General features: G+C 45.8%; 13 protein-coding genes and 1 riboswitch. Of the genes, 7 read left to right on the top strand and 6 right to left on the bottom strand.

Annotated features, from left to right (window positions below; translation table 11 throughout):
* The first annotated feature begins 25 nt into the window (after positions 1 to 25).
* From dpaL to BN3456_RS13360, 6 genes are all read left to right on the top strand, one after another.
* Complete coding sequence (gene dpaL / locus BN3456_RS13385; protein ID WP_089984840.1) at positions 26 to 1,231, top strand: diaminopropionate ammonia-lyase; 1,206 nt, start codon at positions 26 to 28, stop codon at positions 1,229 to 1,231.
* Positions 1,232 to 1,318: 87 nt separating this feature from the next.
* Positions 1,319 to 2,629, top strand: a complete 1,311-nt coding sequence (locus BN3456_RS13380; protein WP_089984838.1) for a YgeY family selenium metabolism-linked hydrolase — start codon at positions 1,319 to 1,321, stop codon at positions 2,627 to 2,629.
* Between the two features lie 83 nt (positions 2,630 to 2,712).
* Entirely contained in the window at positions 2,713 to 3,906 is a 1,194-nt protein-coding gene (ygeW, locus tag BN3456_RS13375; protein WP_089984836.1) for a knotted carbamoyltransferase YgeW, read from the top strand.
* Positions 3,907 to 3,961: 55 nt separating this feature from the next.
* Entirely contained in the window at positions 3,962 to 4,345 is a 384-nt protein-coding gene (locus BN3456_RS13370; protein ID WP_089984834.1) for a RidA family protein, read from the top strand.
* 1 nt (position 4,346) lies between these two features.
* Positions 4,347 to 5,294, top strand: coding sequence for a carbamate kinase (gene arcC / locus BN3456_RS13365; protein ID WP_089984832.1), 948 nt, complete (start codon positions 4,347 to 4,349; stop codon positions 5,292 to 5,294).
* A 12-nt stretch (positions 5,295 to 5,306) separates the two neighbouring features.
* The gene (locus tag BN3456_RS13360) at positions 5,307 to 6,662 is read left to right on the top strand and encodes a uracil-xanthine permease family protein (protein WP_089984830.1); all 1,356 of its coding nucleotides are present in this window, start codon (positions 5,307 to 5,309) and stop codon (positions 6,660 to 6,662) included.
* Between the two features lie 92 nt (positions 6,663 to 6,754).
* On the opposite strand, the gene xdhC is transcribed toward BN3456_RS13360, so the two are convergent.
* The 6 genes from xdhC to BN3456_RS13330 form a co-directional block, all read right to left on the bottom strand.
* Positions 6,755 to 7,258: a xanthine dehydrogenase subunit XdhC gene (gene xdhC / locus BN3456_RS13355; protein WP_089984828.1), complete on the bottom strand. Its 504-nt coding sequence runs from the start codon at positions 7,256 to 7,258 to the stop codon at positions 6,755 to 6,757.
* Positions 7,251 to 8,138 carry a xanthine dehydrogenase subunit XdhB gene (xdhB, locus tag BN3456_RS13350; RefSeq protein ID WP_089984827.1) on the bottom strand — a complete coding sequence of 296 codons (888 nt, stop codon included), beginning with the start codon at positions 8,136 to 8,138 and terminating at the stop codon, positions 7,251 to 7,253. The genes xdhC and xdhB overlap by 8 nt, the downstream gene beginning before the upstream one ends.
* A 32-nt stretch (positions 8,139 to 8,170) precedes the next feature.
* Positions 8,171 to 10,468, bottom strand: a complete 2,298-nt coding sequence (gene xdhA, locus BN3456_RS13345) for a xanthine dehydrogenase subunit XdhA (protein ID WP_089984825.1) — start codon at positions 10,466 to 10,468, stop codon at positions 8,171 to 8,173.
* Between the two features lie 22 nt (positions 10,469 to 10,490).
* Positions 10,491 to 11,771, bottom strand: a complete 1,281-nt coding sequence (locus BN3456_RS13340; RefSeq protein ID WP_089984823.1) for an amidohydrolase family protein — start codon at positions 11,769 to 11,771, stop codon at positions 10,491 to 10,493.
* 50 nt (positions 11,772 to 11,821) lie between these two features.
* Positions 11,822 to 11,917: riboswitch (purine riboswitch) on the bottom strand.
* Between the two features lie 56 nt (positions 11,918 to 11,973).
* Positions 11,974 to 12,567, bottom strand: coding sequence for a DUF2318 domain-containing protein (locus BN3456_RS13335; protein WP_242862883.1), 594 nt, complete (start codon positions 12,565 to 12,567; stop codon positions 11,974 to 11,976).
* 55 nt (positions 12,568 to 12,622) lie between these two features.
* A complete protein-coding gene (locus BN3456_RS13330) occupies positions 12,623 to 14,005 on the bottom strand; it encodes an urease accessory protein UreH domain-containing protein (protein WP_242862882.1) in 1,383 nt (460 codons plus the stop codon).
* A 212-nt stretch (positions 14,006 to 14,217) separates the two neighbouring features.
* Here BN3456_RS13330 and pepT point away from each other — a divergent pair, with 212 nt between their 5' ends.
* A complete protein-coding gene (gene pepT, locus BN3456_RS13325; protein ID WP_089984911.1) occupies positions 14,218 to 15,447 on the top strand; it encodes a peptidase T in 1,230 nt (409 codons plus the stop codon).
* Positions 15,448 to 15,472 lie beyond the last annotated feature (25 nt).

Here is a 15,472-nt window from a genome sequence, read left to right as displayed (position 1 = left end):
TACATAAAAAGGAGGTTTTTAACACATGGAAACAATCAAATGGGCAGTAAATCATATGCCCAAAACAGAGGATGCACAGCTTAAGGTTATGGCTCTTGATGAGGTAAAAAAAGCAAGAGCTTTCCACGAGAGTTTTCCTCAGTACAGCATTACTCCTCTTGTTAAGCTTGAGAAAATGGCCGGCAGACTTGGATTAAAAGAAGTATATGTAAAAGATGAGTCTTACAGATTCGGTCTGAACGCTTTTAAGGTACTGGGAGGTTCTTTCGCAATGGCCCGTTACATCGCACAGCAGGTAGGAAAGGATGTCTCTGAGCTTCCTTACAACGTGCTGACTTCTGATGAATTAAGAAAGACTTTCGGACAGGCAACTTTCTTCACAGCTACAGACGGAAACCACGGACGTGGTGTTGCATGGGCTGCCAACAAATTAGGACAGAAATGTGTAGTGCTGATGCCAAAGGGAACAACCCCCACCCGTCTGAACAATATTCTTGCAGAAGGTGCCCAGGCAACAATCGAAGAATACAACTATGACGAATGCGTACGTATGGCCAATGAACTGGCTAATAAGACAGAACATGGAATCATGGTACAGGATACTGCATGGGACGGATATGAAGAGATCCCGGCATGGATTATGCAAGGTTACGGAACAATGGCCAGCGAAGCCAACGAACAGTTGGAAGGCCTTGGCAGTGAGAGACCGACTCACGTATTTATCCAGGCAGGTGTAGGTTCTCTTGCCGGTGCAGTACAGGGTTACTTTGCAAACCGCTACCCTGATAATCCGCCGAAAGTGATTGTTGTGGAAGCAGAAGCTGCTGCATGTCTTTACAAAGGCGCCTCTTTAGGCACCGGAGAACTTCAGATTGTAGACGGGGACATGGTTACCATTATGGCAGGCCTTGCATGCGGCGAACCAAATACTATTTCATGGGATATCTTAAAGAACCATGTAGATACATTTGTTGCTGCACCAGACTGGGTAGCTGCAAGAGGAATGCGTATGCTGGCCGCTCCTGTAAAAGGAGACTCACCTGTTACTTCAGGAGAATCAGGTGCAGCACCATTTGGCGCACTCTCCTGCATTATGTGCATGGACGAGTACAAAGATTTAAGAGAGCATCTGGGACTGGACGAAAATTCCAGAGTATTGCTTTTCTCTACTGAGGGTGACACAGACCCGGAAAGATACGAATCTATTGTCTGGGGCGGAAACACCCTTTAGGCAATCGAGATAAAGGCCACTTTTACCTGTCTATATATAAGGTAGAAGAATACTTGTAAATCTAGTTTCTAAAAGGAGAAATTTATTATGGATTTTAACAAAATCAAAGAAGCTGCCCAGGGTTACCAGGCAGATATGACAAAATTCCTCAGGGATATTGTGAAGAACCCAGGCGAGAGCTGTGATGAAAAGGCTCACATCGACCGCATCGCAGAAGAGATGAGAAAAGTTGGATTTGATAAGGTAGAAATAGATCCTCAGGGAAATGTTCTCGGATATATGGGAACAGGTGAGAAACTTATCGGTTTTGACGCTCATATCGATACGGTAGGTATCGGCAACATCGAGAACTGGTCATTTGATCCGTACGAAGGCTACGAAAACGACGAAGAAATCGGCGGACGTGGTGTTTCTGATCAGTGCGGCGGCATTGTTTCCGCAGTATACGGTGCCAAAATCATGAAAGATCTTGGACTTTTAAGCGACAAATACACAGTTCTCGTAACAGGAACTGTTCAGGAAGAAGACTGTGACGGTCTCTGCTGGCAGTATATTATCAATGAAGATAAGGTACGTCCAGAATTTGTAGTATCCACAGAGCCTACAGACGGCGGAATCTACCGCGGACAGCGCGGACGTATGGAAATCCGTATCGATGTAAAGGGTGTCTCCTGTCACGGATCTGCACCGGAACGCGGTGACAACGCAATCTATAAGATGGCCGACATTCTTCAGGATGTCCGCGCGTTGAATGAAAATGATGCAGCAGATGACAAAGAAGTAAAAGGTCTTGTAAAAATGCTGGATGAGAAATACAATCCGGAATACAAAGAAGCAAACTTCCTTGGAAGAGGAACTATTACTGCTTCCCAAATCTTCTTTACATCACCAAGCCGCTGTGCAGTTGCAGACTCCTGTGCTGTTTCTCTTGACCGCCGTATGACAGCAGGCGAGACATGGGAAAGCTGCCTGGATGAAATCCGTGCGCTTCCAAGTGTAAAGAAGTATGGAGATGATGTAAAAGTTTCCATGTACAACTACGACCGTCCGTCTTACACAGGACTCACATATCCGATTGAGTGCTACTTCCCTACATGGGTCATTCCGGAAGATCACAAAGTAACAAAATCACTGGAAGAGGCCTACAAGAACCTTTACGGTGAGACAAGAATCGGGAATGCAGAAACTGAAGGCATGAGAAAAGCCCGCCCTCTGACTGACAAATGGACATTCTCAACAAACGGTGTGTCCATCATGGGAAGAAATGGAATCCCATGTATCGGATTCGGACCCGGTGCAGAGGCTCAGGCACATGCGCCAAATGAAAAGACATGGAAAGCAGACCTTGTAGTATGCGCTGCTGTATATGCTGCACTGCCCACAATGTATTGTAAATAATGCAAAATGCCCGCAAAGGGGCCTGCCCCCTTTGCAGTTCATTTTCAGAATATTCAAACAACACAATTAGGAGGATTTTTAGTATGAAAACATTACAGGACTATATCGACAAATTGAATGCCCTGAACTTCAAAGAAATGTACAATGGTGACTTTTTCCTGACATGGGAAAAAACAGATGACGAACTGGAAGCTGTCTTCACGGTTGCCGACGCACTTCGTTTTATGAGAGAGAACAATATTTCTACAAAGGTATTTGAGAGTGGTCTGGGAATTTCTCTGTTCCGTGACAATTCTACACGTACACGTTTCTCTTTCGCTTCCGCATGTAACCTGTTAGGACTTGAGGTACAGGATTTGGATGAAGGAAAATCCCAGGTGGCTCACGGTGAGACTGTCCGCGAGACTGCTAACATGATTTCTTTCATGGCCGATGTTATCGGTATCCGTGATGATATGTACATCGGAAAAGGGAATGCTTACATGCACGAAGTTGTTGACTCTGTAACACAGGGAAACAAAGACGGTATTCTGGAACAAAAACCAACCCTTGTAAATCTACAGTGCGATATTGACCATCCAACCCAGGCTATGGCTGATATGCTTCACATCATCCATGAGTTTGGCGGTGTGGAGAACCTGAAAGGCAAGAAGCTGGCTATGACATGGGCTTACTCTCCTTCTTACGGAAAACCTCTTTCAGTTCCACAGGGTGTTATCGGCCTGATGACTCGTTTCGGAATGGACGTAGTACTGGCTCATCCGGAAGGGTACGAAGTGTTCGAGGATGTAGAAAAAGTTGCTGCGGAAAATGCTAAGAAATCCGGCGGTTCATTTACAAAGACAAACGACATGGCAGAAGCTTTCAAAGATGCTGATATCGTATATCCAAAGAGCTGGGCTCCCTTTGCTGCTATGGAAAAACGTACAGAACTCTACGGAAACGGTGACACTGAAGGAATCCATGCCCTGGAAAAAGAACTGCTTGCTCAGAACGCAGAACACAAAGACTGGGCTTGTACGGAAGAACTTATGTCCACAACAAAGGACGGAAAGGCACTTTACCTGCACTGCCTGCCTGCTGACATCACAGGCGTAAGCTGTGAGACAGGCGAGGTTGATGCAAGCGTATTCGACCGTTACAGAGATCCACTGTATAAAGAAGCAAGCTTCAAGCCATACATCATTGCAGCTATGATCTTCCTTGCAAAATTCGCAGATCCTGCTGAAATATTAAAGAAACTGGAAGAAAAGAAGACTCCAAGAATTTTCGAGTAATCTCAAAATTTAAAACCAAAACAGTTAACCATATAAAATTCAGGAGGTAAATACTATGTTGAAATATGTTGATACAAAAAATGCACCCGCAGCTATCGGACCATATTCTCAGGGAATCGTTGTAAATGACATTGCTTTCTTTTCAGGTCAGATTCCACTTTCACCGGAAACTGGTGATGTTGTCGGCACAACGATTGAGGAACAGGCAGAGCAGGTTATGAAAAATGTTGCCGCTCTTTTAGAGAGCCAGGGAGCTGACTTTAAAGATGTTGTAAAGACAACCTGTTTCCTTGCAGATATGGGAGATTTTGCTGCTTTTAATGAAATCTATGCAAAATATTTTATCGGAAAACCGGGCCGTTCCTGCGTTGCTGTAAAAGGACTGCCAAAGGGAGTTCTCTGCGAAGTAGAAGCAATTGCCTATATCGGAGGAAAATAAGATGGCAAAGAAAAAAAGAATCGTCATTGCTCTGGGCGGAAACGCCCTGGGCAATACCCTTCCGGAGCAGATGACCGCAGTAAAAATTACTGCCCGCGCTATTGTAGATTTGATGGAAGAAGGCTGTCAGGTTGTAGTGGCCCACGGCAACGGTCCTCAGGTCGGAATGGTAAATAATGCAATGATTGCGTTGACTCACGAAGAACCGGAGCAGCCAAACACACCGCTCTCCGTCTGTGTTGCAATGAGTCAGGCATACATCGGGTATGACCTGCAGAACGCTCTGCGCGAAGAGCTTCTGAACAGAAATATCACAGATGTTCCTGTTGCTACTATGATTACACAGGTGCGTGTGGATGAAAATGACCCTGCATTTAAGAATCCTTCCAAGCCCATTGGCAAGTTCCTTACGAAAGAACAGGCCGATGAGATGGCTGCAAAATATAACTATATTATGAAAGAAGATGCGGGACGCGGTTACCGCCGTGTAGTATCTTCCCCAAAACCCCAGGAAATCGTAGAGATCGGTACTATCCACAATATGGTAGACTCCGGTGATCTTGTAATCGCCTGCGGCGGCGGCGGAATTCCGGTTGTACGCCAGGGAAATCACTTAAAGGGTGCCAGTGCTGTTATCGACAAAGACTTTGCAAGCAGTCTGCTGGCCAAAGAATTGGATGCAGATTTTCTGATTATCTTGACAGCAGTCGAAAAGGTTGCACTCAATTACGGAAAACCAAATGAAAAGTGGCTGGGAGATATCTCCATTGAAGAGGCAAAACAGTATATGTCCGAAGGACATTTTGCTCCGGGTTCTATGCTGCCTAAAGTGCAGGCTGCAGTAGAATTTGCAGAATCCGCTCCGGGACGTCAGGCCCTGATTACTTTACTGGAAAAAGCAAAAGACGGGATTTTGGGAAAAACAGGAACTAGGATTAGTCAGGCTTAAACGGAGGCACATATGAAAAAAGATGTAAAACACGCGAGTGTATTTCAAATGAGCGGAGTCCCTTCCCTGGGGGAGGCCCTTCCTCTTGCTTTTCAGCACGTTGTTGCTGCGATTATTGGTATTGTAACCCCTGCTATTATTGTAGCAGCAACTGCAGGAATCTCTGAAGCCGACAGTGTCAAATTGATTCAGGCGGCACTGGTAGTATCCGCACTTTCTACACTGCTTCAGCTTTTTCCATTTATCAGAATCAAAGGAGTTGGCATCGGTGCCGGTCTTCCCGTTATCATGGGTATCAGTTTTGCTTACCTGCCAAGTATGCAGGCTATCGCCGAGGGCTTCGATATCCCCACAATATTAGGAGCCCAGATTGTAGGCGGCTGCATGGCAATCATTGTTGGCTTATTTATTAAAAAGATCCGTAAGTTTTTCCCTCCGTTGATTGCGGGGACTGTAGTATTCACCATTGGTCTTTCTCTGTATCCGACCGCTATTAATTATATGGCAGGAGGTGTAGGAAGTCCGGACTATGGTGCATGGAAAAACTGGCTGGTTGCAATTATCACACTTGTCATTGTGACAGCACTTAATCATTTTGGAAAGGGACTCTGGAAACTGGCATCTATTCTGATAGGTATTATCGGCGGATATGTTGTTGCGTTGTTCTTCGGTATGGTGGACTTCACCCCTGTTGCCCAGGCATCTGTTTTCCAGATTACAGCACCTTTACATTTCGGAGTAAAGTTTGAGATTTCCTCCAGTATCGCAATCGGTCTGCTGTTTGTCGTTAACTCTGTACAAGCTATCGGAGATTTCTCCGCTACAACAAGCGGCGGTCTTGACCGCATGCCTACGGACAACGAACTGCAGGGAGGTATCATTGGATGCGGAATTACCAATATTCTGGGAGCTCTCCTGGGAGGACTTCCCACAGCAACTTACAGCCAGAACGTAGGTATTGTTGCCACAACAAAGGTTGTAAACCGCTGTGTCCTTGGCCTGGCAGCTGTTATACTGCTGGTTGCCGGATTGATTCCGAAGTTTTCATCACTGCTGACTACGATTCCATACTGTGTTCTCGGCGGAGCAACCGTATCTGTCTTTGCATCCATTGCCATGACAGGAATGAAGCTGATTAACACAGAAAAGATGACCTATAGAAACACTTCTGTCGTAGGATTAGCCGTTGCATTAGGTATGGGCGTTACACAGGCAAGCGGTTCCATTGCATCTTTTCCGGATTGGTTTACTACAATATTCGGAAAATCACCTGTTGTAATTGCTGCACTGGTTGCTATATTATTGAATCTTATCCTTCCGAAGGATAAAGAACCGGTGCCGGAAACTGCATCTGAGAAACAAGAATAAGCATTATACAAATAAAAAGGATGAATCCATAAATCGGGATTCATCCTTTTTATTTGTGCGGGTTACGGGAGAAACCCGCAGGCGTGTTTCGTTTACTGCTTCTGTAATTTCTTTCCCAGACGGCGGTACATTGTCTTTTCCACAGCATTTAATATATTCTGGTACCCGGTGCACCTGCACAGATGACCTGCCAGAAGCTTTCTCAGCTCTTCTCTGGTATACTCCTTCCCAGATTCCAATATTTCCACTGCGCTCATAATTACACCAGGCGTACAAAAACCACACTGTACCGCTGCTTCATCGATAAATGCCTGCTGAATATCCGCCAGCTCTCCATTCGGCCCCATCAGCCCTTCAAGGGTGCGTATTTCCTTTCCGTCAGCCCACACAGCCAGGTAAATACAGGAATTATAACATTCTCCATCGATCATCACATTACAGGCACCGCACTCTCCCACTTCACAGCCCTTTTTTACGCTGTTCAGCCGATAGTCATTCCTCAGCATATCTGTCAGGGATGCGCGGACATCCACCATAGTTTCTCTTTTTTCACCGTTGATAACACACTTTACCAGCTTATACTGCTTTTCACTCATGGATCACACCTCCTGCCAGTAAAATAGCTTCCTTCAATGCCCGTTTACACAGCACTTTTGCAATATGTTCTCTGAAGGCCTTGCTTGCTCTCCAGCTATCCCGGGGGGTGATGTCCTCCAGGACCTTCTTTCCCACTTCTTCAATGGCAGCCTCGCTTATCTCCACTCCTCTTCCCTCTGCTTCTGCATGTTCTGCGCGCAGGGGAATCGGTCCCGCTACTCCATATGCAATTCTGACATCTTCAAGATACCGTTTATCTTTGGAAAGCTTTACATTTGCAGAACATCCAAGGGTTGCAATATCCATCGCCTCCCGCATGGCGTACTTAATATAATGTCCGAAATAGCCCTCATAGGACTTCTTTGGAAGCAAAATACCGGTCTGCATCTCTGCAGGCTTTAAATCTACTTTTCCGGCCTTAATATAGAACTCCTGAATAGGAGCCCTGCGAATCCCCTCAGGTCCTGTAATCTCAACCACAGCATCCCATGCAAATAATGTGGAGGCTGAATCTGCGGAAGTCACACCATTGCAGGTGTTCCCGCCGATTGTGCCAATATTTCGTATCTGGGGGCCTCCCACCATATCCACAGCTTCGCCCAGCACATTGATATATTTCTGAATAATTGGGTCCTTTGTGATATGTGAAAAGCTGGTCAGAGAACCGATTCGTATAGTCCCGTCCTCCTCCATTGTTACACCGCGCAGTTCATCAAGCCCATAAATACTGACTAGTTCAACCCCTGCACGCTTTCCTTCACGCATCTGAATCAGAACATCACTTCCACCGGCAATAATCTGGGCCTGGGGATGTTCCTGCAGCAGCTGTACCGCATGTGGCACGCTGGCAGCTTCATACAATGCTTTCATGTCATACATGTTTTAAATCCTCCCTTTCATAAAACCCTGGATTATATTAATCCTTCTTCTTTGAACCGACGGAATAATACATGTGGTGTCAGCGGAATTTCATCAATTGCCACCCCTGTAGCCTGCAGCACCGCGTTGCGGATAGCCGGAGCTACAGAACATACCGGCGGCTCTCCTAATGATTTCGTTCCGTATGCACTAGTAGGCTCATAATTTTCTACGAAATCCCCCTGCAATTCCGGGTGGTCCATAAAAGTAGATAATTTATAATCCAAAAGATTATCATTTAAAGGCCTTCCTGTTCTCTCATCGAAGAGCAGCTTTTCAGACATCCCATACCCGATGCCCATGCTCATGCCTCCGTGTACCTGCGCCTCTGCCAGCTGTGGATTGATCAGTTTTCCACAGTCATGTACATTCACAATATTCTTCAGCACAGCCCGGCACGCCGGGATATCCACCTCCACCTCGGCAAAGGTACAACCGAAAGAATATGCATTTGTTTTTGCCTGATATGTACTCTCTGCAGTGAGATGTCCATTGTTTGTCAGGCTGTAAAGCTTTTCCTCGGCCAGATCCGCCAGACTCATCAGAATCCCATTGTCTCCCTCACGTACAATATTTCCATCTATGATATCCAGACTCTCTTTCGTATGTCTTGTCAAATCCTGAGCTGTATCCAATATATGACTCTTTAAAAGGGATGCTGTCTGCCTTATGGAAAACCCTGCCATGTAAGTCTGCCGTGAGGCATAAGCACCTGTGCCAAATGGCGTAACGTCCGTATCCTGTGTACTCACCACATGAACCTTATCAAATGGAATACCAAGGGTTTCTGCCGCCATCTGTGAAAACACGGTGTCCGCTCCCTGGCCGATTTCCGTCTCTGCCACCTGCACCTGGATGGATCCATCCTGATTCAACACCATCCGGCAGGAAGAAGTCTCCAGAGAAATTGGCCATACACCGGTATTGTACCAAAAGGTAGCGACCCCGATTCCTTTTCTCACATCTCCTGTCTGATCTGCATATTCCTTTACCTTCCGGTCATAATCAATATGTGCTTTTCCCTTGTCCAGACACTGATGGAATGTATCAAAATAATTTACATTCTTCGAGAATCCATCCGTAAAGCCTTTTGGCATCAGATATTTCCACCGGAATTCATAAGGTGACATTCCCAATGTCTTTGCTACATCGTCTATGTGTGATTCTCCGGCAAACATAGCCTGGGGAATACCGTAGCCCCGCATAGCCCCTGAAACGCTTTTATTTGTAAATACTGTATAGGCATCTCCTTCCACATTTGGACATGGATACAACTGAGGAAAGGCCCCCATTCCCTTTGCTGCAATGCTATGTCCGTGGGAGGCATATGCCCCCTGGTCGGAGAAGCATTCTATTTTTCGTGCCGCAAAGCTTCCATCTGGCCGTACATAAGATATAATATGGGACCGTATTGCATGGCGCACTCTTGTGGACGCAAAAGTCTCCTCCCGGGAATTATCCAGCTTCACCAGCCTGCCTCCCACTACCGTACTTAAGTACGCACAGAGAGGTTCATAGAGAATATCCTGTTTGTTTCCAAAGCCGCCTCCTATGTAAGGCTTTATCACTCTCACATCGCCCCAGGGGATTCCCAGTGCCTGCCCCACAATTCTCCGGCAGATATGAGGAAGCTGGGTGGAAGAAACGATCACAATTCTCCCCTGTTCCATATAAGCATAACAGATAAAGTTCTCAATGTGACAGTGTTGAACCGTGGGCGTATCATACCAACCCTCGACCTTGATCAGCCCCGGTTCCTTCTTTGCCTCCTCATAATCTCCGTTACGTATGGTGGTATGATTCAGTATATTTCCAGGATAGTTCTCATGAATCAGCGGGGCGTCCTCTTTCATTGCCTCCTGGACGTCCAGTACAAAAGGAAGCTCCTTATACTCCACTTTGATTGCCCGCAATGCCTGAGCCGCCGCCACATCGTTCTCGGCAACTACTGCCGCCACATCATCGCCGTAGAATTTTACCTGATCTGTCAAAAGCAGCCGGTCTGCCACATCCTGATGAGAGGTTTCCGTTGACCAGGGATGCCCTGCCGTGGGAAAATAATATTTGGGAACATCAAAACATGTCACCACTTTTATCACCCCCGGAATATTCTCCGCCTCTTTTGTATCAATGGACTTTACAATCCCATGGGCAATCGTAGAATGCAAAATCTTCGCCACATAAGCACTTTTATCACATAAATCATCTGTATATTTTGCCCGTCCCGTCACCTTTTCAAAAGCATCCACACGCTTTACACTTTTGCCTACCACATGCTCTTTTTCGTTCATGTCTCCGCCTCCATATCTAATTTTAAAACAATCTGTTCCCACTTACATATTTTGCAAAGATTTCCCTGTCATCTGATACGTAAATCATCCGTTCAAGACGTTCCTTCGCCCCAAGAGGCTGAGGATGCTTTAACCTAGAGTCATCAAGAACTACCGCATCCATCTCATAGCCCGGCTCAAAGCTTCCCACTTTTCCGAAGAATGCACCGCCGCCCTTTGTAGCCATATAAAACACCTCTTCCATTGTCAGTGGTTTTAGAGAATTGTCCAGAAGCCGCCACCTAAGCTTGGAAGATTGAATGGCATGAGCCATAGCCGTAAAAATATTCTCCGTAGTGCCTCCCGCCACATCACTTCCTATGCCGACATGAAGTCCCTTTTCAAGAAATGTCCTGACCGGAGCCACACCGGAGGAAAGATTCATATTGGATTCAGGACAATGAGCGATAAATACTCCATTTTCCTTCATCCTGGCAATCTCCTCTTCATTGGAATGAACACAATGTGCCATAATCGTAGGTGTATCCATCCCGAACAATCCAAACTTATCATAGGCATCTCCGTAAAATGCAGACCAGGGACACAAGTCTTTTACCCATGCAACCTCACCGGGATTCTCAGACAAATGAGACTGCAGCGGCAGCTCATAGCGCATCTGAATCATCTTCAGTTTTTCCATCAGCTCATCTGTACAGCTCGGTGTAAACCGGGGCGTCAAAATCGGCCTCGTATGCTCATACTTCTTGTGCAGCACATCCTTAATCCATTCCACCGTCTCCGCCGCTGAATTCTCCGATGAAGCTTCCTTTATGTAATCCGGGCAGTTTCTGTCCATGTTGACCTTGCCCACCATGGTATCAAGTCCGGCCTTCTCCAGCATATCCATCAGCAGGAGGGTCGCCTTTCGGTGCACTGTGGCAAAAATACAGGCCCTCGTTGTGGCACCATTTCGCATATTCTCTACAAAAATCTCATAGGCGCGCTTTGCATATTCCAGATCCTTGAATTTGGCCTCCTCCGGAAATGTATTTGACTCCAGCCAGTCCAGAAGCTCCATGTCCATGCCAAGTCCCCTGTAGGAATACTGAGGTGCATGTACGTGCAAGTCCACAAGTCCTGGTATAATAAGACGATTCTCGAAATCCTCAACGGCCAGCCCTCCATATTCAAAAGGCAGTGTCTGGTACACTCCTTTCACCCTTCCCGCCTCACAGACCAGATACCCGTGTTCACATATCTCCAGCTCATGCAAACTTTTGCTAAATACAATATTGCCCCTTAAAATAGAAATAGATTCATACATCAGATAATCCTCCCTTACCATCCTTGAGAAATATAAGCGCTGCAAAAAAATTACCCTTTGCAGATACTTATAGTCAACTATTCCGGTAGTTGGTAGAGACGTCCATCCGATTATGAACCTATATAAGCACTACTTGATTCTTTTTAATATTTTTATTTATAACATCCTAACACTTTCAAAATTTAATGTCAACTTATCTTTGTTAATAACTTGCTTTCCAGTTTGCAAAAACCTGTGTTACTTCCTTTAGGAAATCATAATTAATCGTAACAGAGTCCGCTGTTTCGGTTTTATCCTCTGAGAAGATAGGAAGCGGGTTGCAGCCGCCGGAAAGTACTTCTATCTGATCTACCGTAAATTGATTTCCACAGTTCTGGCAAACCAATCTATCTCCCACCTGCTTGTAGTAACCTCTTCCAGAACTGTAGCAGACCTGACAGGTGTTAAAGGCTGTGCGGATGTTTCCTTCCGCGTCTTTTACCGCAAGTACTTCCATGTCAACTTCATCCACCGTTACAGGATAAAACCTTACCGTCCCTGACAACTCACTTACAGGGATTGCAAGGCTGCCTCCCGCTGCAATTTCCTGCGTTTCTGCTGTGTTATCTTCCTTCTGTTCCGCATTATCTGCTTTTTCCTCCTCTTCCAGTTTATCCACTGTGTCATCCTTTTCTTCAGCGGTTTCCTGTACAGTTGTCTCTGTTTGCTCTGAATCATCTCCTTTGGCACATCCTGCCAATACAAAAACCAAAGCAAGGCAAAGCATAAAAACTGTTCTTTTGATTTTGTTGTTCATCGTTCATTCTCCTTTTATTAAAAAGTTAGTGTGTAACAAAATAAGCTATACTGTTTTATGTTTCACTGTTGTCTGTGACGACAATGTTTCCGCGAATCATACCCATCCAGCAGCTGTACGGGTATGTCCCCGGTTCTGTAGGAGTAAATTCTATGACATTCTTTCCCTCCTGAAAATCATATTCGATAGAATATTCCGTAATCAGCATTTTATAATTGCAGCCGTTGATACTTCCGTTAGGTGCGTCTATGGTCCACTCAACCGGTGTATTTGCCTGTACCGTAATATTGGGGTAGCTGCCGGGTAAAAGGGTACTATTTACAACCTGTTTTCCATCGACTATCTGGACATCGGTATCATCCGCACCCTGCTCTTTACCTGCAGTGCCCGTTCCTGCATTGCCTGCAGCTGCAGTAAGCCCGGATAAGGTTCCACCCTGGGAAAGCATTGCCAGGCCAAGAACGACGACCAGAACTGCACCTACATTCATTACTTTTCCGGTAAATTTCTTTCCAAGAGCTGATACACCAAAGCCCAGCCCCAACATCAGAGGCACCGTACCTAAACTGAATATTAGCATAGACAATGCTCCGGTAAACGGGTTTCCCGCTGCCAGTGCTACAATCTGCATGGACTGCAGGGGGCCGCAGGGCATGAGTCCATTGAGAAGGCCCACAATCAGGGGACGTTTACTTTTGCCTTTCTGTGTACCTGTCCTTATAGCAAGAAATCTTGGCATCTTGGGATTCAGTCTGCGAAGCCACGGGAAGATACCGAGCATGTTAATTCCCATGATTACCATAAATACTCCTGCAATCAGTTTTAAAACACCCTGCAGAAAAACCGGCAGGCCTCCAGAGGAACCGCCCCCCAGGAGCATACCTATTGTACCCAGAAGAAATCCAATAACTGTGTAAGAGATCACTCTTCCCAAATTATACAAAAGTGCCGGAACAAATGTAGATAATTTACTGTTATTGGTTCCTTCAAGTGCATCCTGTGGGAGGCACTGGGAAAGATTGATGCCCCCGCACATGGCAATACAATGAACTGAGGTAATAAGTCCGATTACAAACAGCATCCCATACCCCATTTTTGTATCCGCCAGCTGACCAGGAACCAGCAGATTGAGGATATTGAATTTTTGAAGCAGCATATACAGGCTGACAATAATTACCAGAACAAGAATTGTCTTTGAAATATCGGCATTTGTCCGCCTGTTGTTCTTTTGAACTGTGTAGCCCAGCTTTTCTATAATTCCACAAATATCTTTCCATGATAGTACCTCGGAATCATAAGTAATATCTGCCGTTTCCTTGCTGTAACTGACAATAACTTTTTTAATGCCCGCTGTGTGTTTCAATTTTCTCTGGATTGTATTCTGACAGTGGACACAGCTCATCCCGCGGATGTGCAGCTCTTTGTTTACTATCGACACAATATACACTTCCTTTTCCTATTTCGTGTGTGCTGCTCGTTGATTCTCAGCAAAATCATGACTAAGCAATCCGTTTATTTATCGCTTCAATAGGAGTAGTTTAACAGGCAATTATGTGGTTTTTATGTAGATTCATCAAAATCTCCGGATTGTATTTCCACACAGGTTCTGCTAAGATAAAGGTAAATATTGTAAAGAAGGGATATGTCATTATGAGAGCTTATGAAAGACTTTTAAAGTATGTTGTTGTACGCACACCCAGCGATGAGAACATTGAAAGTGTCCCATCCTCCTCATGCCAGTTTGATCTGGCACATCTACTGGTGCAGGAGCTGAAAGACCTTGGGGTGTCTGATGCAAGAGTGGATGAGCAATGCTATGTATATGCCCATATTCCCGCCACACCGGGTTATGAAGACAGGACAAAGATAGGATTTATCGCCCATATGGACACGGTATCAGATTTCTGTGACCATGACATTGTTCCTGTTGTGACAGAAAACTATGACGGGAAAGATTTCGTATTGGGGTCAAGCGGGCGCACCATCTGCACAGATACTTTTAAACATCTGCCGGATCTAAAGGGACGCACATTGATCACCAGCGACGGAACCACTATTTTAGGTGCAGATGACAAGGCGGGAATCGCGGAGATTATGACAATGATTCAATATCTGCGTGAGGAGAACATTTCTCACGGACCGCTGTCTGTCGCATTTACCCCTGACGAAGAGATCGGCACCGGTGCCTCTCATTTTAATGTAGAGGAATTTGGGGCAGAGTATGCTTACACATTGGACGGAGACACAGAAGGGGAAATCCAGTTTGAAAACTTCAATGCATGCAAAGCCGACTTTCTAATTGAAGGAGTGAACGTACACCCTGGCTCTAGTAAGGACACCATGGTAAATGCCAGCCTGGTCGCCATGGAGATCAACGCCATGCTGCCCTCCGGCGACACACCGAGAGATACCGAAGGCTATGAAGGTTTCTATCACCTGGTAAGCATGTCCGGAGAAGTAGGCCATGCTGAACTGCACTATATTGTCCGGGATCACGATGCAGCTGCATTTGAAGTCCGCCAGCAGACACTGCGGCATATAGAAAAGCTGTTAAATGAAAAATGGGGCAAAGATACGGTCAAGTTAACCATCACGCAGCAGTACCGCAATATGTCCGAGATTATAGATGGATGTATGCATCTGATTGATAATGCCAGGAAAGCCTGCGAAAATGCCGGCGTAACCCCGCTGGTAGAGGCAATCCGGGGCGGCACAGACGGATCTCAGCTCAGTTTCAAAGGGCTCCCCTGTCCAAACCTTGGTACAGGAGGTCACGGATATCACGGTCCTTACGAGCACATCACTGCCGAAGGAATGGACGCCAGTGTGAAAGTCGCACTTGAACTGGTAAAAATATATGCTGATAAAGTGAACCCATAGAGATGTATTTTGTTGAAGCCGCGGG

The organism is Clostridium sp. C105KSO13 (assembly GCF_001517425.1).
GTDB lineage: Bacteria > Bacillota > Clostridia > Lachnospirales > Lachnospiraceae > Muricomes.
This window is presented reverse-complemented; position numbering and strand designations above follow the sequence as displayed.